The organism is Rhizobium sp. KNZ2-6A, assembly GCF_056755475.1.
This window is the reverse complement of record NZ_JBNDIC010000006.1, coordinates 40,201-60,948: the sequence shown is the minus strand read 5'-3', so window position 1 is coordinate 60,948 and position 20,748 is coordinate 40,201. Positions and strand designations below refer to the sequence as shown.

The following is a 20,748-nucleotide window of genomic DNA, read 5'->3' as shown; positions in this document are numbered from 1 at the left end:
AGGATGAAGACCAATGTCCGAGACGAGCCGCAAGCTGACCACCATCTTCTGCGCCGACGTGCAGGATTATTCGCGCCTCATGGGGAAAGACGAGGAGGGCACGCTTTCGACCCTTCGCCGCTACCGCGAGGCGATGAAACGGCTGATCGAGGCGCATGGCGGCCGGGTCATCAATACCTGGGGCGATGGCGTTTTTGCCGAATTTCCAAGTGTCGTCGAAGCAGTGCGCGCGGCAATCGACACGCAAAACGAGATTGCCGGTTATAATTCCGGCAGCGATCCCGACAAGCAGATGCTCTTCCGCATCGGTCTCAACCTTGGAGATGTGATCGCCGACGGTGACGATCTCTATGGCGATGGCGTCAATATTGCCGCGCGGCTGCAGTCTCGCGCGGTGCCGGGCGGCATCGTCATCTCCAACACGGTTTACGACCAGGTCCGCAACAAGGTGGCGGTCGGCTTCGATTTTCTCGGTCAGCTCGATGTCAAGAATATCGAGGGCGGCGTGCCGAGCTACGCGGTGCGGATCGGCAGCGTGCAGGTGGTCGATGCCACCACCCCAGACTATCGATCCAGCCCGGACCCAGCTCCGGCGCGGGCGCCCGAGATAGCGGCGAGGGGATCTGTGTTGCAGGACTGGCGGCTTAACTACGGCACTCCGTTGATCATCTGTATCGGCCTTGCCGTACTCAATGCGCTGACCTGGGATGGCGAGTTCTGGGCAAAATGGCCGATACTGATCATTCTGTGGGTCTCGGCCTATCGCGTCCTTCGTGGCAACAAGCAGGTCGATATGGCGATTGCCAGCCTTGTCGTCACCGGCATCGGCATCGTCGCGATCAATCTCTTCACCTGGCACGGTACGCCGTGGGCGGTCTGGCCGCTGTTCGGGCTCGCGATCGCCGCGGCGCTGCGCTGGGTCAGCCGCCCGCGCAGCGGCGCGTAAGGAAGGAACCACGTCGTCAGACGTGGCCCATGCCCGGCTCCAGCGTCGGAGCATCGCCCGGATGGGTGAAGAGCTTGCCACGTTCCGCCCAAAGCGTCGCGACGATCGATAGCGCACCGAATACGGTGAAGCCGGCAAGCAGCGGCTGCGCCGTACCATCGAACATCTGGCCGACGACGCCGCCGATAAGAACGCCGACGGTCGTGGAGATCGAGCTGGTGATGGCGGCTGCCGTACCCGCCAGATGCCCCATCGGCTCCAAGCTGATCGCCATGCAGTTGGTGGTGATGACGGCGAACATCATCAGCATTACGGAAATCAGGATATAGATGAAGGTGAAGCTTGGTTGGCCGAACATGCCGACGATATAGCCGATAGCACCAAGGACGGTGAAAACGATCATGGCGGCATGAGAGATACGGCGCATGCCGAAGCTGCGAACAAAATAGCCGTTGGCGAACTGCGCCACGGCGGTGCCGGCTGCCGTTGCCGCAAAGGCGATCGGGAACGTGTCCCCAAGGCCGTAGACTTCGCCAAAAACCTGCTGCACGGAGACGATGTAGGCGCAGACGACGCCGGTATAGAGCGTCAGGCCGATCATGTAGCCGCAGGTGATGCGGTTGGTCAGCACCGTCTTGAAGCCGGACAAGACGGAGGCGACCGAAAGCGGCAGGCGCTCCTCGGCGGAAAGCGTTTCCTTCATGCGGAAGAAGGCGACCAGGAACAGGCCGGCGCTGGCGATGCCGAGCAGGATGAAAATCCATTGCCAATTTGAATAGGCAACGATCACCTGACCGACGAAGGGTGCAACCATCGGCATGATCATGAAGACGATCATGACATAGGACATGACGCGGGCCATTTCGCGCCCGCCGAAGCAGTCGCGCACGATCGCAAGCGTCGTGATGCGCACGGCCGCGGCGCCGACACCCTGGGCAAAGCGCAGGACGAGCAGCGCGAAGAGATTGCCGCTCCAGGCCGCCGCAAACAGCGTCACTGTGTAGAAGGCGAGGCCGCCGAGCAGGATGCGGCGGCGGCCATAGGTGTCCGACAGGCTGCCGAAGAAGAGCTGGCAGATGCCGAATCCCAGAAAATAGACGCCGATGACGAGCTGCGTGTCATTCGGGTTGGCGACATGAAGCGATTGGCCGATGTTCGGCAGCGCTGGCAGCATGCTGTCGATGCCCATGGAGATACTGGCCGTCATCAGGGCGATCATAAGGATGAATTCCACGATGCCGAGGCCGATGCGGTTGGAGCCGGATTGTTCCGGCGATTGAGACTGTGGCGCGGTTGTCATTTGAATATGCCTGTCAATGCAAAGCGAGGGATTGGTCGGCCGGAGGCGGCGCATTGTGCGGGCGGAAAAGGCGCCCCCTTTCGGCAATCAGCACGAACATCAAGCCGATCAGCGACACGGTGAAATAGCCGATCACCATCGGCGTCGCCGTGCCGTTGAAATATTGGCCGATGCCGGCGCCGATCGATGCGCCGCCGACCGTGCTCATGAAGCCGAGCACCGAGGAGGCGGTTCCGGCGACGTGACCGAGCGGCTCCATGGCGAGCGAGTTGAAATTGGAGCCGATCCAGCCGAACTGGAACATCGCCAGCGCGAAAAAGATCATGAAGAGCGGGAAGGGCATCGGCGCCGGGCCGTAGAGCTGGACGATCATCCAGATGAAGGTAACGACGGAGAAGCCGAGCAGCGCCGCATGCGACAGTCGCCGCATGCCGAAACGGCCGACGAGCTGCGAATTGATGAAGGATGACAAGGCCATGAACAGCGCGACGCCGCCAAAAGCGACAGGCGTATAGACACCGAGCCCGTAAATGCCGCTGTAGATCTGCTGCGCCGAGTTGATGAAGCCGAACAGGGCCCCGAACAGGAACGTGCTGGCAAGTGTGTAACAGAGCGCCACGCGGTTCGTCAGGACGATGCGGAAACCCGCCGCGACGGATTTGACCGTCAGAGGCCGGACGTTTTCCGGCTTCAGCGTTTCGGGAAGGCGAAAGTACATCCAGAGGCCGACGAGTGTCGCCATGGTGCCGATGAAGACGAAGATCATGTGCCAGGTGCTGACCAGCAAGATGATCTGGCCGCTTCCGGGCGCGATGACGGGCACGATCATGAAGACCATCATGATCAGCGACATGACCTCGGCCATCAGGCGGCCGCCGAAGACGTCGCGAACGATCGAAATGGTGATGACCCGTGTCGCCGCCGATCCGAGACCCTGGATGAAGCGCAGGAGGAGCAGGCCGGCAAAGGACGGAATAAGGGCAATACCGAAGGCGGAGACGACGTAGACGGTAATGCCGATCAGCAAAGGCAAGCGGCGGCCGAAACGATCCGACAGGGGACCGTAGATGAGCTGCGCTGAGCCGAAGCCGATCAGATAGGCCGTCACCACATACTGGCGGTGATTCTCGTTCATCACGCCGAGGCTGGAGCCGATCTGCTGCAAGGCCGGAAGCATGATGTCGATCGCGAGCGAGTTGATCGCCATCAGGAAGGCCGCGAGTGCGATGAACTCGCGTTTGCCCATGGGCAGCTGCCCATGGGACATAGCCTGGGATGTGGTCGTCACGGTTTTATTCCCATAAACATGTCAAGGCGCCGCCCGGTGGCAGCGCCTTTTCGATCAAATTGAACTATGGAAACCGGACGGAGCCCGGTGCCCGGTCAGGCGGCGCCGCGAACGCTGATGCCGTGTTCCTGGAGGTGTTGCTGCAACTCGCCCGCCTGGAACATTTCACGCACAATGTCACAGCCGCCGATGAACTCGCCCTTTACATAGAGCTGCGGAATGGTCGGCCAGTTGGAATAGTCCTTAATGCCCTGACGGATCTCGGCATCGGCAAGGACGTTGATGCCCTTGTAGTCGACGCCGACATAATCGAGAATCTGGACCACCTGGCCGGAGAAGCCACACTGCGGGAACTGGGGCGTGCCCTTCATGAAAAGAACGACGTCGTTGTTCTTGACTTCGTTTTCGATGAATTCGTGAATTCCGCTCATTGTCCAGTTCCTTTCACATGCGGGGTCAAGGTCCGCAGCGTTAAATCTGTTCCTTAAATAGCAAGCGACAGGAGCGATTTCCAGCGGCAAAACGCACGCCTTCTCTTTTTCATCGCATGAATGGATTTCCGGCATCAGCGGTTAAGAAAGATGGCTGAAACCGCTCATTGGCAATTTTTTCTGAACAGTGCGTTTTGAAAACGCCTCTTCAACTCCGAGCCTGAACAACACAAATGAAAATTCGAAGCAAGGGACTGTTAATATTAGGCCGCTACTTAATTTACAAACGGCCGGTATGTTTGTTAGAGTTTGTCGATTGATGCGATTTGGCGCGTATCGGTCCCTTGTCGGCATTGCATTCGTATTTTGAGGGAGCGGACACCATGAGCCACCATCACTATTCCGACGGGCAGGTTGGTGAAGAGCGGGAATTTTACAGTTCGGAGGAAACGAGCGACGGCGAGCGGGAATATTATGAACATGTGCGCACGCCAAGGGCTTCCATTCTGAACAGCGCCGTGACCGTCTGTGCCATCGTGCTCGTTTTGAGCATTGCCTTCGGCTACCGCGCTGCGACTGCCCCGACACCGCAACCAACGGTGCCGCCGATCGTTCAAAAGATCATGATCGCGCCGCCTTCGGACCCTTGTGCCGACAGTTCTCCCTATCCCGGCCGTGAATGCTGATCTATCGCGTTCTTGTCACCGTGTGGTGCGGCGGCAAGTCGGATGGCACCTATGAGCGTTTTCCTTCCCGCCGACGAGAACGATCATAAACACTTGATTTCAATCTTTTTATGTTCAGATGAATTGTGGGCGCCGCCATGAAAAAGCCCGCAGCCCGTGGTTTTGGCGATTTCAAGTATTTTCGATGCCGCTCGTGCGCCCAGGGACAGACTGCCAGATGAATAATATCAAGAAGAGGGTGGTTCTCCACTTCCCTGGTTTCGAGCCTTTGGACGCGGCGGCGCATCGGGCTCGCTACGAGCGTTCGGCACGGCAGAGCGCTGCTGTCTGGGATTTTTCGGTCTCCGTCGACGAGCTGCGGAATTTCGGCCGGGCACCCTGTTTCGATGTAACCGCGACGGCTGCGGATTGGCAAACGCAGAGCCGCGTTCATATCGTCGATCACAACGATCTGGTCTCAGCCTTGAACGGCAGGCCGTTCTTTACGCGGCTCTTGCAGGGATATCTTGCCGCCGCAAAGGTTGCCGCTTCGGGCGGGATGGTCGGTTATTTCCGTCACGCCTGGCGCTTCGGCCTGTTTTTCGTCTTTCCCTTCCTGCTGATTCTCGCGGGGCTGCTGATCAGCCTTGCCATCGCCTTCACGCCGTTCGTGTTCGGGCTGCCGAGCTGGAGCCATATCGGCAGCATTGCGCTGGCCGTCGCTTTCTTCGTCTATGTATTTCTGCCGCAGGCGGAGAAGCTGCATACCCTGCATCTTTTCTCCGACTGGGAAATGGCCGTGGCGATGGCGGGACTGAACGGGCTCGGCGCGAAGCAATGGCTGGAAGCGAGCGCGATCAGCGTGCGTCAGGCCCTCGATGAGCCCGATATCGACGAATTCGTCATTTCCTCACATAGCATGGGCTCGTCCGTCGCTACTCATGTGATCGGCCTGCTGCTCGAGCGGGAGCCGGAACTGCTGCAGGGCAAGCGCGTGGTGTTCATGACGCTCGGCAGCGCCATCCTGCAATGCGCCCTCATGCGGTCGGCATCCGTGCTGCGTTCGCGTGTCGGGTTGATCGCACGCTGCAAGGAGATTTTCTGGCTCGACGTTCATTGTCTGACCGATGCTATTCACTTCTATAAGGCGAAGGTCGCCGCTGTCTGCGGGCATACGGATGCCGAGCAGGCTTCGATCCTGTTCGTGCGCTTCAAGCAGATGCTGTCGGAGAAGCATTACAAGAAAATCAAGCGCGATTTCCTGCGGGTGCACCGGCAATATGTGCTCGGTCCCGACGTGAAGGCCTTCTTCGATTTCACGCTGATAACAGCCGGTCCGCTGCCGGCTTCGGATTTCGCCGAGTTTTCCTCGAAGAAACTGCCGGAGCTGGCGTTCAACTCCGGCGAAGAAAAGCAGGCGGTCTCAGTCGGGCGCTGACGTCTGCAGCGCAAGGGCGTGCAGCACGCCGCCCATATTGCCCTTAAGGGCATCATAGACCATCTGGTGCTGCTGCACGCGGCTCTTGCCGCGGAAGGCTTCCGCGACAACTTCGGCAGCATAGTGATCGCCATCCCCGGCCAGGTCGCGAATCGTCACCTTGGCGCCGGGAATGCCGGCCTTGATCATGTCTTCGATATCGCCGGGGTTCATGGGCATAAGTGGTACCTCGATTATTCAGCAGCGGCGAGCGAGCCGCCATCCATGAAGGCAGGAAACCACGATTCATGCGCCTCGCGCAACTGTTCAACCTGAAGCGTTAACAGACCATCGATGGCAAGCGCATCGCCACCGACGGTTCCGAGGCGACGGAACGGTATGCCGGCGCTTTCCGCATTGATGCAGACGAAATCGGCGACATCGGCCGGCACGGCGATGACGTAGCGGGCCTGATCCTCACCGAAAAGCGCTGCATGCGGCAACGTCTTGCATTCCGCGAGGTCGACGCGCAGACCCTTGCGGGATGCCATCGCCATTTCGGCAAGAGCGAGCGCCAAGCCGCCGGACGAGATGTCATGGCAGGCCGTGACCTGACCGTTGCGGATGGCCGAGCGGACGAAATCGCCGTTGCGGCGCTCGGCAAAGAGATCAACTTCCGGAGCCGGGCCATCGCTCAAGCCAATAATATCGCGCAGATAGATCGAGGAGCCGAGATGGCTGCCGTCGACGCCGATCATCAAAACGTGGTCACCGTCTGAAGCGGAGCCGATGCGTGCCATGGCCTTCCAATCCGGCAGCAGGCCAACGCCCGCAATTGTGGGGGTCGGCAGGATCGCGACGCCATTGGTCTCGTTGTAGAGCGAGACGTTGCCCGAGACGATCGGGAAATCCAGCGCGCGGCACGCTTCGCCGATGCCCTTGATGGCGCCGACGAGCTGGCCCATGATCTCGGGCTTTTCCGGATTGCCGAAGTTCAGGTTGTCGGTCGCGGCCAGCGGCTCGGCGCCGGTTGCGGTGATGTTGCGCCAGCATTCGGCCACGGCCTGCTTGCCGCCTTCGAAGGGATCGGCTTCGACATAGCGCGGGGTGACGTCCGAAGAGAAGGCCAGAGCCTTGGTCGGGTGGCCTTCGACGCGGACGACGCCGGCGTCACCACCTGGAAGCTGCAGCGAATTGCCCTGGATCAGGGTGTCATACTGCTCGTAGACCCAGCGGCGGCTGGACTGGTTAGCGGAGCCGACGAGCGTCAGCAGCGCCTGGCCGTAATCTTCCGGGGCAGCTACCAGATCGGCGGGCAGGGCGGCGCGCTTGTCGGATTCCCGCCAGGGGCGGTCATATTCCGGAGCCTGATCGCCGAGATCCTTGATCGGCAGGTTGGCGACTTCCTCGCCCTGATGAATGACGCGAAAACGCAGATCATCCGTCGTCTTACCGACGATGGCGAAATCCAGGCCCCATTTGACGAAGATCGCCTTGGCCACGGCTTCCTTTTCAGGCTGCAGCACCATGAGCATGCGCTCCTGGCTTTCCGACAGCATCATTTCATAGGCGGTCATCTGCTCTTCGCGCACCGGCACCTTGTCGAGTTCGAGCTCGATGCCGAGGTCGCCCTTGGCGCCCATTTCGACGGCGGAGCAGGTGAGGCCGGCCGCACCCATGTCTTGGATGGCGATGACGGCGCCCGTCTGCATCAGTTCCAGGCAGGCTTCCAGCAGGCATTTTTCGGTGAAGGGGTCGCCGACCTGAACGGTGGGGCGCTTTTCCTCGATCGATTCGTCGAACTCGGCCGACGCCATGGTTGCGCCGCCGACGCCGTCGCGGCCGGTCTTGGCGCCGAGATAGACGACGGGCAGGCCGACGCCTTTGGCTTCCGACAGGAAGATCGCGTTGGACTTGGCGAGACCGGCCGCGAAGGCGTTGACCAGGATATTGCCGTTGTAGCGCGCGTCGAATTCGACTTCGCCGCCGACAGTCGGAACACCGAATGAATTACCGTAGCCGCCGACGCCGGCAACGACGCCGGAGACGAGATGGCGGGTCTTTGGGTGGTCCGGCTCGCCGAAACGCAGCGCGTTCATGGCGGCGATCGGGCGGGCGCCCATGGTGAAGACGTCGCGCAGGATGCCGCCGACGCCTGTGGCCGCACCCTGATAGGGCTCGATATAGGAAGGGTGGTTGTGGCTCTCCATCTTGAAGACGACGCAATCGCCGTCATCGATATCAACAACACCGGCATTTTCGCCGGGGCCCTGGATGACGCGCGGTCCCTTGGTCGGCAAAGTGCGAAGCCACTTCTTGGAGGACTTGTACGAGCAGTGCTCGTTCCACATGGCCGAAAAGATGCCGAGCTCGGTGAAGGTGGGCTCGCGGCCGATCAGATCCAGAATGCGCTGATACTCATCCGGCTTCAGGCCGTGGGCGGCAATCAGTTCGGGGGTGATCTGGATCGAATTGGAAATGGTCATGGGCGCTCGAGTGTCCTTGCCTGTAAAGGGTTTGAAGGCCGGTCAGGGATCGGGGTCTCTTTAGCGCAAGTCTCCCTGTCGTGCGACAGGAAAATCACCGGCGTTCACAACACGCCGGCATTCACGATGTAGAAGTCATGTGCGCGGCCATCGGTGACCGCCGCGCAAGATCAGAATTTGTAGCCGACCATGACGCCTGCGCGCGTCATGCCGCCATTGGGGCCGTCACAAAGATTGGCGTGCGATGCATGCGCGATCTGCGCCATCACGTTCCAGTGGCTGTCGAAATTGTAGCCGAGGCCGGCATATTCGTGGAATAGCAGGCGACAACCAAGCATCGGGCCATGATCCTGCCAATCGTCAAGATTGCCAGTGTGCACTGTGCCACCGAAGCCGACTTCCGTGAAGATGCCGTTGCTGTGCGTCAGCGTCCAGGAAAGGCCGCCATAGACTTGCGTCGCCGAACCGCCCGTGCCGATCGAGGTTCCCAGATGAATGCGCGGATGGGTCAGCTGATCTTTCCAATCGGCGGTCGGATTGTAGCCGAACGGATTGAACAGCACCTGGACATCCGGAAACACGCCATTCTCGTGATCATATCCGCTCTGAACCGATCCACTCGCGCCGAAGCGCAATTCGTCGAAGATCTTGGCTTGAGGGGCAACCGCAGCCGTGTCTGCGGCGGCTGCGATGGATTGATCTGCTATGAATACGGAACTGACTACCAGAAAACTCGTAACTAAACGCTTGCTTAAATAGCCTGCAATAGCCATGCACTCCCCCTAGTGTAGCGGGCGAATCCTGACCTATTGATAGAATGGTAGGATGCTAAGAGTCGAGACGACGCAATAGTATTTCCGCAAGATGTTTGTCGATAAATTGATAAGACTTGCTTAAATGTGACTATCGTATGTCGATGAGCCGTTTTCCAACAACCTACGCAATATCATGAAGCCGGCCACGACATCTTCTCGCTGTGGCGGTGAGGAAAAGGCGACGCGGACCCTGTGGAAAACCCGTTCGATTCGCGCTGCCTTGAACTCGTCTTCATCATCGATCAGCACCCCCTCGGCGAGGGCGGCGTTCTTGAATGTGCCCGAGAGCCAGGGCTCGGGCAGCTTCAGCCACAGGAACGGCAGATGCGGATGCGAGTTGAACTCGAAACCCGCCAGCGCCTCGCGCGCGATCAGTTCGCGGGCCTTGATCTCTTCGACCGATCTGCGGCGCAATTCCAGTGCGTGACCGCCGAGTACGAGCCGGGCGCAGGTTTCCGCCAGAATGAAGGGCAGGCCGCCGGTCGTCATCTTGTGGGTGACCTTGATACGCTGGGCAAAATGCGGCGGACAGGCGACCCAGCCGCCGCGTACGCCCGCGGTCACCGACTTCGACAGGCTGCTGACCACGAAGGTCCGTTCCGGCGCGATGGCGGCCATGAGCGGGTTTGGGTCGCCGGTCATGCCACCATAGAGGTCGTCCTCGATCAGCCAGACGCTGTGCCGGCGCGCAATGGCGGCGATCGCCCGGCGTCTGGATTCCGGTATTGTCACCAGTGTGGGATTATGGGCCGTCGGCATCATGAAGGCGAGGCGCGGATGCTGCTGCTGGCACAGGCGCTCGAAATCCTCCGGGATCATGCCGTGCTCGTCTGAATCCACCAGGATCGAGCGGCGCCCGAGGAGGCGTGCGGCGCGGCTGATCTGCGTATAGGTGAGGTTCTCAAAGACGATCTTGTCGCCCGGTGACGTAACGGCCGAAATGACCGCGATGGCGGCCGCGTGGGCGCCGAGCGTCGGCACGATTGTATCGATTGCCGGCTTCCAGCCGTTGCGAGAGAGCCAGATTTGTCCTGCTTGGAACCAGCTTGCTGGGAAATTCCGCGAATAGGAGGAGATTTCCGTCTGATGCTCGCTGCTGATATCGGCGAAGAGCTTGCCGATAATCACGCCCTGGCCGATATCGGGCGCGGCAGTTGTATCGAAGCGGATCTTGGCTTCCGGCGTATTCAGGCCGCGGGTGCCGGAAAGCGCCTGCGTGATCGGATCAACGAGCTCGATCTGCTTGCCGTTCGAGCGTTCCAGCACATAGGTGCCGCGGCCGACTTCGCCGGCCACAAGGCCGCGTTCATGCACGAGCGCATAGGCCCTGCTTACCGTGCCGATGGTGACGCCGATGTCATAGGCAAGATTGCGCTGCGGCGGCAATTTTGTGCCGGGCGGCAGAACGCCGTGCGTGATCGCATTCTCGATACTGTCGGCGACGCGGATGTAGACCGGACCGGTCCCGCTTGAAATGTCAGGCAGCCAATTTGTCATAATGACAATTTCCTAGATTGTCTCTGTCATAGAGTCAAGTTTATGAGTCAATTTGTATCGTTTGGCCCGGTACGCGAAAATTGTCACCATCATGTGAGAATGAGGATGAGTACAATAGATGCAATCCGTTCGACCGAGGCGCAAGAGGCGTCCCTGGCAGCTGTAAAAGTCCGGGCGGCACAGCCAAAGCCGCATCCGGTGCTCCGGCTTTGGGCCGTCTATCTGCATTGGCTGGAGAAGCGCGAGAGCCGCTGGGTCTTGCGAGGCCTGACGGATGATCAGCTGCGCGACATCGGCCTGACACGGCACGAGGCGGCGACGGAAGCAAAGAAGTCGTTTTTCTGGGAGTGAGCGGTAACCGGTCTAGTCGAGCCCCAGAACGGGACAAACGAAATCGGCGCGTTCCTCGACGCCTATTTTCGGCAGCACGTGGACTTCGTAGTCGAGCGCGGGATAGGCTGCACTCAGCCGGTCATACTCCGCGACCGCCGTTGCAAAATCGTGCCGCCGTTCGCGGTCGCCGACATAGATCTCCGGCCAAGGCGGCGTCAGGAAGACGTGGCTGTTGTAGCGATGCAACTGGCTGAGCGAAGCCAGCACGGGCTCGCCCGTCATATGCTCGAGCGCCGATGCGGCGTCGATCAGGCCTCTATCGAAGAAGACAATCCCCGGAAGCGCTAGCGCTTTCTCGCGATCGGCAAGCGACATGGCGATTGCCCGGCGCGCAAATGCCGGTGCATCCACCCAAGGCAAGGCCAAACCGTCGCCTTCCAGTTCCTCGGCGACGATACGTCGTCCCGGCTCTTCAATGACCTTGTGACCACGGCGCTTGAACGCTTCCAACAAAGTGGATTTCCCGCCGCCGGAGCAGCCGGAAAGAATGACAAACCTGTCCATGACAATGATCCCTGAGGGTGTGGGGACGTGGTGCGCCGGCGCAGGATGTCGTTAAGGCGGAAAACAGCCTCAGGCCATCGGCCTAATTGCAGGCTTTCGAACCTCCGGCCCAGCGATTGACGTCGCCGGTGATACGGCCGCCGGAGGCGCCTGACATCATCGGACCGAAGGCCTGCAGCTGTGCGGGATTGCCTTCCGCTTGCACGACGAGCGACGGCCGGCCGGTCGGATGCTTCTTGTCGACTACCAGAATGCGCGGACGACCGGTAAAGGAATTGAGCTCCGGAGAGAGCTGATAACCGGTGAAGGCGGGGTCCGACGACTTGAACCAGCAGGCGCTGGCGTTCAGCATGATGCGTTCCATCGTCGACAGGGCGCTACGATCCGTCGCGGTGATGGCCGGCGGGCGCGGGCCGCACGAAGTGACCAGCAGCCCTAGCGTCGCGATGGCAGCGGCGGAGTAAAGTCCTGTCGGGAGGCGAGGGCGCATCAATCTCTTTCCAATAAGGCGGTTAGGGCTGTTCTGCCGAAGTCTGCCGGATCATGTTTCGGCGCCCTGCTGTTTTACGCAAAGGCGCCGATTTAATGGTTTCGATATGGGGTGGGTCTGGTGTCAGGCCGCGATCACGCCGAGCGCGGAGGCGAACAATCCGCGGCCGTCGCTGCCGCCATGGGCGGCCTCGATCAGATTTTCGGGATGCGGCATCATGCCAAGCACGTTGCCCTTGGCGTTCATCACGCCGGCGATATCGTTGACCGAGCCGTTCGGGTTGGTGCCTTCCGCATAGCGGAAGACCACCTGGCCGTTGTCCTCGATTGCCTTCAGCGTCTCGGCATCGGCGAAATAATTGCCGTCATGATGCGCGACAGGGCTGCGGATGACTTGGCCCTTGGCGTAGGCCGCGGTGAAGTCCGTTTCGGCATTGACGACTTCCAGCTTCACTTCGCGGCAGACGAATTTCAGCGAGGCGTTGCGCATCAGCGCGCCGGGCAGCATGCCGGCTTCGAGCAGGATCTGGAAACCGTTGCAGACGCCGAGAACCTTCACACCCTTGTCGGCCTTGTCCTTGATCGCCTGCATGATCGGCATGCGCGCGGCGATCGCGCCGCAGCGCAGATAGTCACCATAGGAGAAGCCGCCGGGAATGACGATCAGGTCGACATCCGGGATTTCAGTTTCGGTCTGCCAGACCGTCACCGGCGCATGACCGGAAATCTTGGTCAGTGCCGCAATCATGTCGCGATCGCGATTGAGGCCGGGGAGTTGGACGACTGCTGATTTCATGGGTGCGGCTCATACCTTGTTTGTGCTGCTTCTGCGAGTTCGCGCAATTCCAGGCGATTTTCGATGCGGTCAAGGCGTTGTTCATGCCTGATCATGGTCGTGTGAATGTTGAGAAGATCCTGATGTACAGCAACCAAACTGCCTCTGAAGGCATTCATTTCAGCCTGGATTTCGCGCTGACCATCCTTCACGGATGCGATCTCCGTATGAAGACGTTTAAACAACTCATACATCAGTTCTTGTGTCACTTCGGCCATCAGGCAGACTCCACAATCCTTAGTCGAGAGCGATACTATAATTCTCGATGACCGTGTTGGCGAGGAGCTTTTCGCACATGGCTCTGAGGTCGGCCTCTGCCTTGCCCTTGTCGGTGCCTTCCAGCTCGAGATCGAAGACCTTGCCCTGGCGGACCTGGTGGACGCCGTCAAAGCCGAGTGCGCCAAGCGCGCCTTCGATTGCCTTGCCCTGTGGATCGAGAACGCCGTTCTTCAGCGTGACGGTTACACGAGCCTTGATCACGATTGTCCTTTCTGAACTTACTTGACGAGAACCGGGCCCGTGCCGCGCACGGGTTCGTTTTCATTGATGATGCCGAGGCGGCGCGCCACTTCGGAATAGGCTTCCAGCAGGCCGCCCAGGTCGCGGCGGAAACGATCCTTGTCCATCTTCTCGCGGGTTTCGATGTCCCAGAGGCGGCAGCTGTCCGGCGAGATTTCGTCTGCTAGGATGATGCGCATCATGTCGCCTTCGAAGAGGCGGCCGCATTCGATCTTGAAATCGACGAGCTGGATGCCGACGCCGAGGAAGAGGCCGGTCATGAAGTCGTTGACGCGGATGGCAAGCGCCATGATGTCATCGAGCTCGGCCGGATTGGCCCAGCCGAAGGCCGTGATGTGCTCTTCGGAGACCATCGGATCTTCGAGCGCGTCGGACTTGTAGTAGAACTCGATGATCGAGCGCGGCAGCACGACGCCTTCCTCGATGCCGAGGCGCTTGGCGAGCGAGCCGGCGGCGACATTGCGCACGACGATCTCAAGCGGAATCATCTCCACTTCCTTGATCAGCTGTTCGCGCATGTTGAGACGGCGGATGAAGTGCGTGGGAATGCCGATCTTGTTCAGATGGCTGAAAATATACTCGCAGATGCGATTGTTCAGAACACCCTTGCCATCGATGACTTCGTGCTTCTTCTTGTTGAAGGCGGTGGCGTCGTCCTTGAAGAACTGGATCAGTGTGCCCGGCTCAGGTCCTTCGTAAAGGATCTTGGCCTTGCCCTCGTAAATACGGCGGCGACGGTTCATTGGTATTGTTCTCTGTCTTTGGCGCTTACGGATAGCGCAAGTGGATCACATGTGGGCGTCCCCATAACGGATAAGAAGCGAATTCACAATCCGCCTGCGCCTCCTTCCTCGGAATTCCGGCCTTGACGGGGTGCCAAGGCTGGGAATCGGGATCCTTTGCTAGCCTGTTTTACAGGTTTTTATCCGACGATGGAATGAAGGCGCCCGCTACTTCACAGGCTAGTGAGGCGAGGCGCACTTCTACCCACCGTTGCTTCCGGCGCAATCAAGGCTTCAGCTGGCTGAGAAACTTGGCGAAAACCATCGTGCCTTCGGGCCAGGGGCCATGCCCAGATTCGGTATTGATATGACCGGCTTCGCCGGCATCGATCAGCAGCGAGCCCCAGCTGTTAGCAACATCATCCGCATGCTCGTAACTACCGAAGGGGTCGTTGCGGCTTGCGATGGTGACGGAGGGAAACGGCAGGGGATCGCGAGGATAGGGGCCGAAGGTCATCAGATGCTTCGGCCGGATATCCGGATTGGCAACATCGGGCGGCGCCACGAAGAAGGCGCCGGCAACCTTGTTGCGGAAATGCGGGATCGCATGGATCACCGAGGGGACGCCGAGCGAATGCGCGACGAGCACCACCGGCTTATCCGAAGCGTTCACTTCCTCGGCAATGCGGGCGACCCAGTCATCGCGCACCGGCTTCGACCACTCCGCCTGTTCCACGCGCCGCGCGGTCGAGAGCTTTTGCTCCCAGCGCGTCTGCCAGTGGTCGGGGCCGGAATTCGTATAGCCGGGAATAATGAGAATGTTTGCGTCGGAGGCTTTCATGATTGCGCCGATGTGGAAAAGGGGAGCCAAACTGTCAAGTGAGAAAGGCGACAATTGCGGCAAAATTTGCTAATATCGCCACTGCCGGTAGCGAATGAGGATGTCGGCAGCCATTTTTGCCGCCATTTTGCGCCGCCAGCCGAGCACATCGAGGTTGAGGAGGAGAGCATTATGACGGCCTTTCACGTCATGGCAGGAGCGGACCATACATTTACCCGCCCCGCCATCCGCAAGATCGGCATTGCTGACCTCGTCGATGCCCTGAAACTGGGGCTGGACGACTTCAGCGAAAAGCCATCGCATTACGTGTTCTTGTGCCTGATGTATCCGATTGCAGGCATTGCGCTTGCGATCTGGAGCACGGACCAGAACCTGCTGCCGCTGCTGTTTCCATTGATGTCGGGCTTTGCCCTGCTGGGTCCCATCGCGGCAATCGGCCTTTACGAGATCAGCCGACGGCGGGAGAAGGGGCTGGATACGTCGTGGAGCCATGCTTTCGAGGTCCGTTTCTCGCCAGCCTTGCCGTCGATCATCGTCGCCGGCCTGATGCTGTTCGGCCTTTTCATCGTCTGGCTTTTCGTGGCGCAGAACCTCTACTTCATCTATTTCGGTGATGGCGCGCCGCCGAAGCTCACATCCTTCGTGTCGAGTATCCTGACGACGCCCGCGGGCATGGCGATGATGTTCTGGGGCAATCTCCTCGGCTTCATCTTTGCACTTGTCGTGCTGGCGACCACGGTCGTTACCTTCCCGTTGCTGCTGGACCGCGATGTCGGCGTCGTGGCTGCGATCGACGCCAGCATCAGGGCAACGCTGATCAATCCGATACCGGTGGCGGTCTGGGGCCTGATCGTGGCGGGGCTGCTGGTGGTCGGCACGATTCCGATCTTTGCGGGGCTGGCCGTGATCATGCCCATACTCGGGCATGCCACCTGGCATCTCTATCGCAAGCTGGTGGTGCCGGCCGAACCTCACTAGACGCCGGATTGCATATGGTTCCCGTCTGTTCGGCGGGAACCAGCGTGACCTTGCAGCGTTGATCTGCGGCTATCCCACGATTGGAATAAATTTGCGGGATAGATGGAGTTCAGCCGAGGATAAGGTTCATGGCAAGGCTCAAACATATCTTCGCTCGTTTCGCCACGGTGGTTTCGGAAGGGGCGGGAAAACCGGTCGTTTTCATACTGGCCCTGCTGTTGGTCGTCGTCTGGGGCTTCACCGGGCCGATCTTCAGCTTTTCCGAGACCTGGCAGCTCGTCATAAACACAGGCACGACGATCATCACTTTCCTGATGGTCTTCCTGCTGCAGAACGCGCAGACGCGCGACACGCGTGCCATCCAGGCCAAGCTCAACGAGCTCATCCTGACCAGCGCAGCCGAGAACCGCTTCATCGGCATCGAAAACCTGGACGAGGAGGACTTGAAGCATCTCGACCGTCTGGTGGCGAAGGCGGCCAGACGCGACGACAACAACGGTGGAAGACCGCTGGAAAGATCGATCCACCGGAAAATCACTAGCGAAACGTAGATGCGTCGAGCCCATGGCTTCTTATCGGGCCGGATACCCTGTCGCCAGGATCTTATCCGCAAAACAGAAAGAGTGGCGCGTTTTCCGCGCCGCTCCTTCAAGATCAGATCGATGGATCGGTCGGCCTTAACCGAAGACCCGCTTGAAGATCGTGTCGACATGCTTGGTGTGATAGCCAAGGTCGAATTTCTCGCGAATATCCTCTTCGGAAAGGGCGGCGCGCACTTCCTGGTCGGCCAGAAGCTCCTCAAGGAAGTCCTTGCCTTCTTCCCAGACCTTCATGGCGTTGCGCTGGACCAGACGGTAGGAATCCTCGCGGGACACACCGGCTTGCGTCAGCGCCAGCAGCACGCGCTGCGAATGAACAAGTCCGCGGAACTTGTTCAAATTCTTCATCATATTGTCCGGATAGACGAGCAGCTTGTCGACGACGCTGGTCAGGCGGGACAGCGCGAAATCGAGCGTGACGGTCCCATCCGGACCGATCATGCGCTCGACGGACGAGTGGGAAATATCGCGCTCGTGCCAGAGGGCTACGTTTTCCATGGCCGGGAGCGAATAGGACCGGACCATGCGGGCAAGACCCGTCAGGTTTTCCGTTAGCACCGGATTGCGCTTGTGCGGCATGGCGGACGAACCCTTCTGGCCGGGCGAGAAATATTCCTCGGCCTCCAGAACTTCCGTGCGCTGCAGGTGGCGGATTTCGGTGGCGAGACGCTCGATCGAGGAGGCGATGACGCCGAGCGTGGCGAAGAACATCGCGTGGCGGTCGCGCGGGATGACCTGGGTAGAGACCGGCTCCGGCTTCAGGCCGAGGGCGGCGGCGACATGTTCTTCAACGCGCGGGTCGATGTTGGCGAAGGTGCCGACGGCGCCAGAGATGGCGCAGGTAGCGACTTCCTCGCGAGCCGCAATCAGGCGCTGCTTGCAGCGCTCGAATTCGGCATAGGCGAGCGCCAGCTTGACGCCGAAGGTCGTGGGTTCGGCATGGATGCCATGCGAGCGGCCGATAGTGACGGTATCCTTATGCTCATAGGCGCGGCGCTTCAGGGCTTCCAGAAGCTTGTCGATATCGGCAAGCAGCAGGTCGCTGGCGCGGACGAGCTGGACGTTGAAGCAGGTGTCGAGCACATCCGACGAAGTCATGCCCTGGTGCACGAAGCGGGCGTCCGGTCCGACGATTTCGGCAAGATGCGTGAGGAAGGCGATGACGTCGTGCTTGGTGACGGCCTCGATCTCATCGATGCGGGCGACGTCGAAGGTGGCCTTGCCGCCCTTTTCCCAGATCGTGTCCGCCGCCGACTTCGGGATGACGCCGAGAGCTGCCAGCGCATCACAGGCATGGGCCTCGATCTCGAACCAGATACGGAACTTGGTTTCGGGCGACCAGATGGCGACCATTTCCGGTCGGGAGTAGCGCGGGATCATTGGCTCAAAGCTTTCTTGGCTAATGGGAAAGGAAACCTCGGCGCCCCCATAACAAAGACGGGCGGTAATCACAATGTTTCTTGGCACAATGTTTGTTGGCCCAATGTTTCTTGGGCCGATCCTTCGTACGCCTTAACGCGTCCGTCGCGCAAGATAGGCGGAAACGGCGATCAGGCATGGGAGGCCGAATGGCAGAAATAGGGGCAGGCCGAGTATCGCGAATTGGTAGACGGCGCTGGCGCCGGTGTACAGGAACTGGAATGTCCAGATGAGCGAGCCGAATGGGGCATGCCAGCGCGAATAGAACCAGCGATAGTCCATGGCGAAGAGAAACGCCGTCACGGCCGCGGTGCCGATGGAGAGCATCAGAAAGAAAGCGGCGAAGCGTGCGCTGGCGGGCCGGCTCCGGGTGAAGTGCCGGGTGAGCGGCACGAGAATGGGCCATGTGAGGGCGCCGCCGAAGAAGTAGACCAGGGCAAGAGCCGGGAGATGACTGCTCAGAAGGCCGTTGCGCCAATAGAGGGCGGCGAGCGCCGAAGCGGCCATGGCCGCGCCCCAGCAGACTGCATTGCCGAAAACTTCAAGGCAGCGCAATGCGGCGGTCCGTGGCCGGCCCGCCGCGATGATGGCAGTGGTCGGATTAGTTTGATCCAACACGGCCTCGTTCGGCTGCCGCCCGGAGGTCGCCGACCGTCTGGCGGTAGGCATCGACCGATTCGCCCTTGAAGATCGCCGAGCCCGCCACGAGGACATTGGCGCCGGAAGCTGTGATGAGAGGCGCTGTGTCGACCGAGACGCCGCCATCGACTTCGAGTTCGATCGGACGGTCACCGATCATGGACTTGGCGTTGCGGATCTTGTCGGCCATGGCGGGAATGAATTTCTGGCCGCCGAAGCCCGGATTGACCGACATGATCAGGATCAGATCGATATCGTCGAGCACGTTTTCCAATACGGAAAGCGGCGTTGCCGGATTGAGGGTGACGCCGACCTTCTTGCCGAGATGACGGATGGTCTGCAGCGAGCGGTGCAGATGCACGCCGGCTTCGGCATGGACCGTGATGCGGTCGCAGCCGGCCTTGGCGAAAGCTTCCAGATAGGGATCAGCGGGCGAGATCATCAGATGGCAGTCGAAGGTCGCGGTCGTATAGGGGCGCAGCGCCTTGATGACATCAGCGCCGAAGGAGATGTTCGGCACGAAATGCCCGTCCATGACATCCAGGTGGATCCAGTCGGCTCCGGCTTCGGTCACATCCTTGACTTCCTGTCCGAGCTTGGCGAAGTCGGCTGCGAGAATGGAAGGGGCGATACGGATCGGCAAGGTCATGGGTGGCTGAGCTCCAACTGATTTCTACAGCGCCGCGCGTCACATGTGGCGCGCCAAGGTCGCTGTAGCGCTTTAAAGTTGCTGCATAATTTAATCCTCAAATCGATGCCGATTTAAGGATTAAATTATGCAGTGGTGTCTGGATTAGCACCGCTGTCGCGGGCAAACAACCGCCCGAACGGATCGCCTTAGTTCGACGGCGTCGTAACCGGCACGAAAGCGTTGCCGCGCCATTGCAGCAGGCGATAGGGGTTTTCGGTCAATTCATGGTTCTGTCCGAAGGTGATCGGGCCGATCGCCGTCTGGAAGGCCGTGCCGACGAGCTTATCGGCAACGGGCTTGTTTTCCGCCTTCCCAACTTCGGCTGCCTGACTGGCGATCTGCGCCGCGGCCGCGGCCGGCAGGATATAGCCGTCCGGTTCGATGCCGCCGGCGCGCATGGCCTGGACGGTCTGCTGTGCGGCCGGCAAGCTTGCATAGTCGGGCAGTGCGATCGCCTGCACGCCTTCCAGCAAAGGCACGGGCGTATCGGCTGCACGCATCGCGTCGCCGCCCATCAGCGCCAACTGGATGTTTTCGCTCTTGGCGTCGCGCGCGATGACAGCGATATCGCTGCGGTCGCCGCCGATGAAGACATGCGTGGCGCCGGCCTTCTTCAAGCGACGGACAAGCGCGATCTGCTGATCCTGGCCCGGACGGTAGGTATCGGTGAAGACCGGCTTCAGCCCCTTTTCCTCGAGCGCGTTTCGGATCGCGCCTACCAATTCGCGGCCGTGGATCGTGCCATCGTCGATCAGCGCCATCGGCTCGGCCGCCCAGTTTTTCAGGATGGTATTGATCGCGACGGTAGCCTCGGCGCTATCCACGGGTGCAAGGCGAAACAGCGGCCAGCCATTCTTCAGCGCATCCTCCATCAAAATGCGGGAACGTACGGAAACGGTAATTGCCGGAATACCGGCCTCCTTGAGGCGCGGAAGCGCGCCTTCCAACGTTTCCGTACACAGGAAGCCGATCGCGACCTGCGCCTTAGCGGCGATCAATGCCTCGGCGGCGGCCCGGCCGCCGTCTTCGGTGCAGGGTTCGTCGATGACTGTCGCCGTATCCTTTTGAGCCTGGATCTCGAAATTCGCTCCAGTGGTGATTTCGGCGCCCAGCGTTGCGAAATTGCCGCCCTGCGGTGCCACCACACCGATATGGATTCCCGCGGCGTAGCTGCTGCCGGCCGCCGAAAGCAGCACGAACAGAAGCGGAAGGCGGCGCAGAACGTTCATCGATGGATTATCCCGGACAATTTTCTGCTCTATTTATCCGCCTGA

24 protein-coding genes are annotated in these 20,748 nt (G+C 60.1%); 6 read left to right on the top strand and 18 right to left on the bottom strand.

The features are described 5' to 3' along the window. Nucleotides 1–13: 13 nt before the first annotated feature. A complete protein-coding gene (locus ACPYOP_RS06455; RefSeq protein ID WP_481409563.1) occupies nucleotides 14–946 on the top strand; it encodes an adenylate/guanylate cyclase domain-containing protein in 933 nt (310 codons plus the stop codon). Between the two features lie 16 nt (nucleotides 947–962). Here the strand turns inward: ACPYOP_RS06455 and ACPYOP_RS06450 are convergent, their stop codons facing one another. From ACPYOP_RS06450 to grxD, 3 genes are all read right to left on the bottom strand, one after another. Beyond that, nucleotides 963–2,246, bottom strand: a complete 1,284-nt coding sequence (locus ACPYOP_RS06450; protein WP_481409562.1) for a multidrug effflux MFS transporter — start codon at nucleotides 2,244–2,246, stop codon at nucleotides 963–965. A 13-nt stretch (nucleotides 2,247–2,259) separates the two neighbouring features. Then, entirely contained in the window at nucleotides 2,260–3,492 is a 1,233-nt protein-coding gene (locus ACPYOP_RS06445) for a multidrug effflux MFS transporter (RefSeq protein ID WP_481409677.1), read from the bottom strand. 137 nt (nucleotides 3,493–3,629) lie between these two features. Next, nucleotides 3,630–3,965, bottom strand: coding sequence for a Grx4 family monothiol glutaredoxin (gene grxD / locus ACPYOP_RS06440; protein ID WP_481409561.1), 336 nt, complete (start codon nucleotides 3,963–3,965; stop codon nucleotides 3,630–3,632). Between the two features lie 383 nt (nucleotides 3,966–4,348). Here grxD and ACPYOP_RS06435 point away from each other — a divergent pair, with 383 nt between their 5' ends. Continuing rightward, a complete protein-coding gene (locus ACPYOP_RS06435; protein WP_481409560.1) occupies nucleotides 4,349–4,651 on the top strand; it encodes a hypothetical protein in 303 nt (100 codons plus the stop codon). Nucleotides 4,652–4,868: 217 nt separating this feature from the next. Next, nucleotides 4,869–6,068 carry a hypothetical protein gene (locus tag ACPYOP_RS06430; RefSeq protein ID WP_481409559.1) on the top strand — a complete coding sequence of 400 codons (1,200 nt, stop codon included), beginning with the start codon at nucleotides 4,869–4,871 and terminating at the stop codon, nucleotides 6,066–6,068. Here the strand turns inward: ACPYOP_RS06430 and ACPYOP_RS06425 are convergent. The 4 genes from ACPYOP_RS06425 to ACPYOP_RS06410 form a co-directional block, all read right to left on the bottom strand. Next, nucleotides 6,054–6,287 carry a BolA family protein gene (locus ACPYOP_RS06425; protein WP_004108912.1) on the bottom strand — a complete coding sequence of 78 codons (234 nt, stop codon included), beginning with the start codon at nucleotides 6,285–6,287 and terminating at the stop codon, nucleotides 6,054–6,056. The genes ACPYOP_RS06430 and ACPYOP_RS06425 overlap by 15 nt on opposite strands. Nucleotides 6,288–6,301: 14 nt before the next feature. Then, nucleotides 6,302–8,533: a phosphoribosylformylglycinamidine synthase subunit PurL gene (gene purL, locus ACPYOP_RS06420; protein ID WP_481409558.1), complete on the bottom strand. Its 2,232-nt coding sequence runs from the start codon at nucleotides 8,531–8,533 to the stop codon at nucleotides 6,302–6,304. Nucleotides 8,534–8,703: 170 nt separating this feature from the next. Further along, nucleotides 8,704–9,306 carry an acyloxyacyl hydrolase gene (locus tag ACPYOP_RS06415; RefSeq protein WP_481409557.1) on the bottom strand — a complete coding sequence of 201 codons (603 nt, stop codon included), beginning with the start codon at nucleotides 9,304–9,306 and terminating at the stop codon, nucleotides 8,704–8,706. Nucleotides 9,307–9,426: 120 nt separating this feature from the next. Further along, nucleotides 9,427–10,845 carry an aminotransferase-like domain-containing protein gene (locus tag ACPYOP_RS06410; protein WP_481409556.1) on the bottom strand — a complete coding sequence of 473 codons (1,419 nt, stop codon included), beginning with the start codon at nucleotides 10,843–10,845 and terminating at the stop codon, nucleotides 9,427–9,429. Between the two features lie 105 nt (nucleotides 10,846–10,950). On the opposite strand from ACPYOP_RS06410, the gene ACPYOP_RS06405 reads away from it, so the two are divergent. Then, entirely contained in the window at nucleotides 10,951–11,196 is a 246-nt protein-coding gene (locus ACPYOP_RS06405; protein WP_481409555.1) for a DUF1127 domain-containing protein, read from the top strand. A 12-nt stretch (nucleotides 11,197–11,208) separates the two neighbouring features. On the opposite strand, the gene ACPYOP_RS06400 is transcribed toward ACPYOP_RS06405, so the two are convergent. The 7 genes from ACPYOP_RS06400 to ACPYOP_RS06370 form a co-directional block, all read right to left on the bottom strand. After that, nucleotides 11,209–11,742 (bottom strand): AAA family ATPase, encoded by a 534-nt coding sequence (locus tag ACPYOP_RS06400; protein ID WP_481409554.1) that lies wholly within the window; start codon nucleotides 11,740–11,742, stop codon nucleotides 11,209–11,211. Nucleotides 11,743–11,824: 82 nt separating this feature from the next. Next, complete coding sequence (locus ACPYOP_RS06395; protein WP_481409553.1) at nucleotides 11,825–12,232, bottom strand: hypothetical protein; 408 nt, start codon at nucleotides 12,230–12,232, stop codon at nucleotides 11,825–11,827. A gap of 123 nt (nucleotides 12,233–12,355) precedes the next feature. Continuing rightward, on the bottom strand, nucleotides 12,356–13,027 hold the full coding sequence (gene purQ / locus ACPYOP_RS06390; RefSeq protein ID WP_481409552.1) for a phosphoribosylformylglycinamidine synthase subunit PurQ: 672 nt from the start codon (nucleotides 13,025–13,027) through the stop codon (nucleotides 12,356–12,358). After that, the gene (locus tag ACPYOP_RS06385) at nucleotides 13,024–13,284 is read right to left on the bottom strand and encodes a hypothetical protein (RefSeq protein ID WP_481409551.1); all 261 of its coding nucleotides are present in this window, start codon (nucleotides 13,282–13,284) and stop codon (nucleotides 13,024–13,026) included. The genes purQ and ACPYOP_RS06385 overlap by 4 nt, the downstream gene beginning before the upstream one ends. 19 nt (nucleotides 13,285–13,303) lie before the next feature. Next, on the bottom strand, nucleotides 13,304–13,546 hold the full coding sequence (purS, locus tag ACPYOP_RS06380) for a phosphoribosylformylglycinamidine synthase subunit PurS (protein WP_481409550.1): 243 nt from the start codon (nucleotides 13,544–13,546) through the stop codon (nucleotides 13,304–13,306). Nucleotides 13,547–13,563: 17 nt separating this feature from the next. Beyond that, complete coding sequence (purC, locus tag ACPYOP_RS06375; protein WP_112339945.1) at nucleotides 13,564–14,328, bottom strand: phosphoribosylaminoimidazolesuccinocarboxamide synthase; 765 nt, start codon at nucleotides 14,326–14,328, stop codon at nucleotides 13,564–13,566. A 265-nt stretch (nucleotides 14,329–14,593) separates the two neighbouring features. Next, nucleotides 14,594–15,148, bottom strand: a complete 555-nt coding sequence (locus ACPYOP_RS06370) for an RBBP9/YdeN family alpha/beta hydrolase (protein WP_149636266.1) — start codon at nucleotides 15,146–15,148, stop codon at nucleotides 14,594–14,596. A gap of 171 nt (nucleotides 15,149–15,319) precedes the next feature. Here ACPYOP_RS06370 and ACPYOP_RS06365 point away from each other — a divergent pair, with 171 nt between their 5' ends. After that, nucleotides 15,320–16,126: a DUF2189 domain-containing protein gene (locus tag ACPYOP_RS06365; RefSeq protein ID WP_481409549.1), complete on the top strand. Its 807-nt coding sequence runs from the start codon at nucleotides 15,320–15,322 to the stop codon at nucleotides 16,124–16,126. A gap of 128 nt (nucleotides 16,127–16,254) precedes the next feature. Beyond that, a complete protein-coding gene (locus tag ACPYOP_RS06360; protein WP_481409548.1) occupies nucleotides 16,255–16,677 on the top strand; it encodes a low affinity iron permease family protein in 423 nt (140 codons plus the stop codon). A gap of 126 nt (nucleotides 16,678–16,803) precedes the next feature. Here the strand turns inward: ACPYOP_RS06360 and purB are convergent, their stop codons facing one another. The 4 genes from purB to ACPYOP_RS06340 all read right to left on the bottom strand — a co-directional run bounded on the left by purB (nucleotide 16,804) and on the right by ACPYOP_RS06340 (nucleotide 20,703). Then, nucleotides 16,804–18,105, bottom strand: a complete 1,302-nt coding sequence (gene purB, locus ACPYOP_RS06355) for an adenylosuccinate lyase (RefSeq protein WP_481409547.1) — start codon at nucleotides 18,103–18,105, stop codon at nucleotides 16,804–16,806. 132 nt (nucleotides 18,106–18,237) lie between these two features. Continuing rightward, the gene (locus ACPYOP_RS06350) at nucleotides 18,238–18,729 is read right to left on the bottom strand and encodes a hypothetical protein (protein WP_481409676.1); all 492 of its coding nucleotides are present in this window, start codon (nucleotides 18,727–18,729) and stop codon (nucleotides 18,238–18,240) included. 16 nt (nucleotides 18,730–18,745) lie between these two features. After that, entirely contained in the window at nucleotides 18,746–19,432 is a 687-nt protein-coding gene (gene rpe / locus ACPYOP_RS06345; RefSeq protein ID WP_481409546.1) for a ribulose-phosphate 3-epimerase, read from the bottom strand. 188 nt (nucleotides 19,433–19,620) lie between these two features. Next, nucleotides 19,621–20,703 carry an ABC transporter substrate-binding protein gene (locus tag ACPYOP_RS06340; RefSeq protein ID WP_481409545.1) on the bottom strand — a complete coding sequence of 361 codons (1,083 nt, stop codon included), beginning with the start codon at nucleotides 20,701–20,703 and terminating at the stop codon, nucleotides 19,621–19,623. Nucleotides 20,704–20,748: the final 45 nt, after the last annotated feature.

What these genes read in the sequence shown, in the direction of transcription:
- ACPYOP_RS06455 (WP_481409563.1), top strand. Translation starts at nt 14, where the DNA reads ATGTCCGAGACGAGCCGCAAGCTGACCACCATCTTCTGCGCCGACGTG.
- ACPYOP_RS06450 (WP_481409562.1), bottom strand. Translation starts at nt 2,246, where the DNA reads ATGACAACCGCGCCACAGTCTCAATCGCCGGAACAATCCGGCTCCAAC.
- ACPYOP_RS06445 (WP_481409677.1), bottom strand. Translation starts at nt 3,492, where the DNA reads ATGGGCAAACGCGAGTTCATCGCACTCGCGGCCTTCCTGATGGCGATC.
- grxD (WP_481409561.1), bottom strand. Translation starts at nt 3,965, where the DNA reads ATGAGCGGAATTCACGAATTCATCGAAAACGAAGTCAAGAACAACGAC.
- ACPYOP_RS06435 (WP_481409560.1), top strand. Translation starts at nt 4,349, where the DNA reads ATGAGCCACCATCACTATTCCGACGGGCAGGTTGGTGAAGAGCGGGAA.
- ACPYOP_RS06430 (WP_481409559.1), top strand. Translation starts at nt 4,869, where the DNA reads ATGAATAATATCAAGAAGAGGGTGGTTCTCCACTTCCCTGGTTTCGAG.
- ACPYOP_RS06425 (WP_004108912.1), bottom strand. Translation starts at nt 6,287, where the DNA reads ATGCCCATGAACCCCGGCGATATCGAAGACATGATCAAGGCCGGCATT.
- purL (WP_481409558.1), bottom strand. Translation starts at nt 8,533, where the DNA reads ATGACCATTTCCAATTCGATCCAGATCACCCCCGAACTGATTGCCGCC.
- ACPYOP_RS06415 (WP_481409557.1), bottom strand. Translation starts at nt 9,306, where the DNA reads ATGGCTATTGCAGGCTATTTAAGCAAGCGTTTAGTTACGAGTTTTCTG.
- ACPYOP_RS06410 (WP_481409556.1), bottom strand. Translation starts at nt 10,845, where the DNA reads ATGACAAATTGGCTGCCTGACATTTCAAGCGGGACCGGTCCGGTCTAC.
- ACPYOP_RS06405 (WP_481409555.1), top strand. Translation starts at nt 10,951, where the DNA reads ATGAGTACAATAGATGCAATCCGTTCGACCGAGGCGCAAGAGGCGTCC.
- ACPYOP_RS06400 (WP_481409554.1), bottom strand. Translation starts at nt 11,742, where the DNA reads ATGGACAGGTTTGTCATTCTTTCCGGCTGCTCCGGCGGCGGGAAATCC.
- ACPYOP_RS06395 (WP_481409553.1), bottom strand. Translation starts at nt 12,232, where the DNA reads ATGCGCCCTCGCCTCCCGACAGGACTTTACTCCGCCGCTGCCATCGCG.
- purQ (WP_481409552.1), bottom strand. Translation starts at nt 13,027, where the DNA reads ATGAAATCAGCAGTCGTCCAACTCCCCGGCCTCAATCGCGATCGCGAC.
- ACPYOP_RS06385 (WP_481409551.1), bottom strand. Translation starts at nt 13,284, where the DNA reads ATGGCCGAAGTGACACAAGAACTGATGTATGAGTTGTTTAAACGTCTT.
- purC (WP_112339945.1), bottom strand. Translation starts at nt 14,328, where the DNA reads ATGAACCGTCGCCGCCGTATTTACGAGGGCAAGGCCAAGATCCTTTAC.
- ACPYOP_RS06370 (WP_149636266.1), bottom strand. Translation starts at nt 15,148, where the DNA reads ATGAAAGCCTCCGACGCAAACATTCTCATTATTCCCGGCTATACGAAT.
- ACPYOP_RS06365 (WP_481409549.1), top strand. Translation starts at nt 15,320, where the DNA reads ATGACGGCCTTTCACGTCATGGCAGGAGCGGACCATACATTTACCCGC.
- ACPYOP_RS06360 (WP_481409548.1), top strand. Translation starts at nt 16,255, where the DNA reads ATGGCAAGGCTCAAACATATCTTCGCTCGTTTCGCCACGGTGGTTTCG.
- purB (WP_481409547.1), bottom strand. Translation starts at nt 18,105, where the DNA reads ATGATCCCGCGCTACTCCCGACCGGAAATGGTCGCCATCTGGTCGCCC.
- rpe (WP_481409546.1), bottom strand. Translation starts at nt 19,432, where the DNA reads ATGACCTTGCCGATCCGTATCGCCCCTTCCATTCTCGCAGCCGACTTC.
- ACPYOP_RS06340 (WP_481409545.1), bottom strand. Translation starts at nt 20,703, where the DNA reads ATGAACGTTCTGCGCCGCCTTCCGCTTCTGTTCGTGCTGCTTTCGGCG.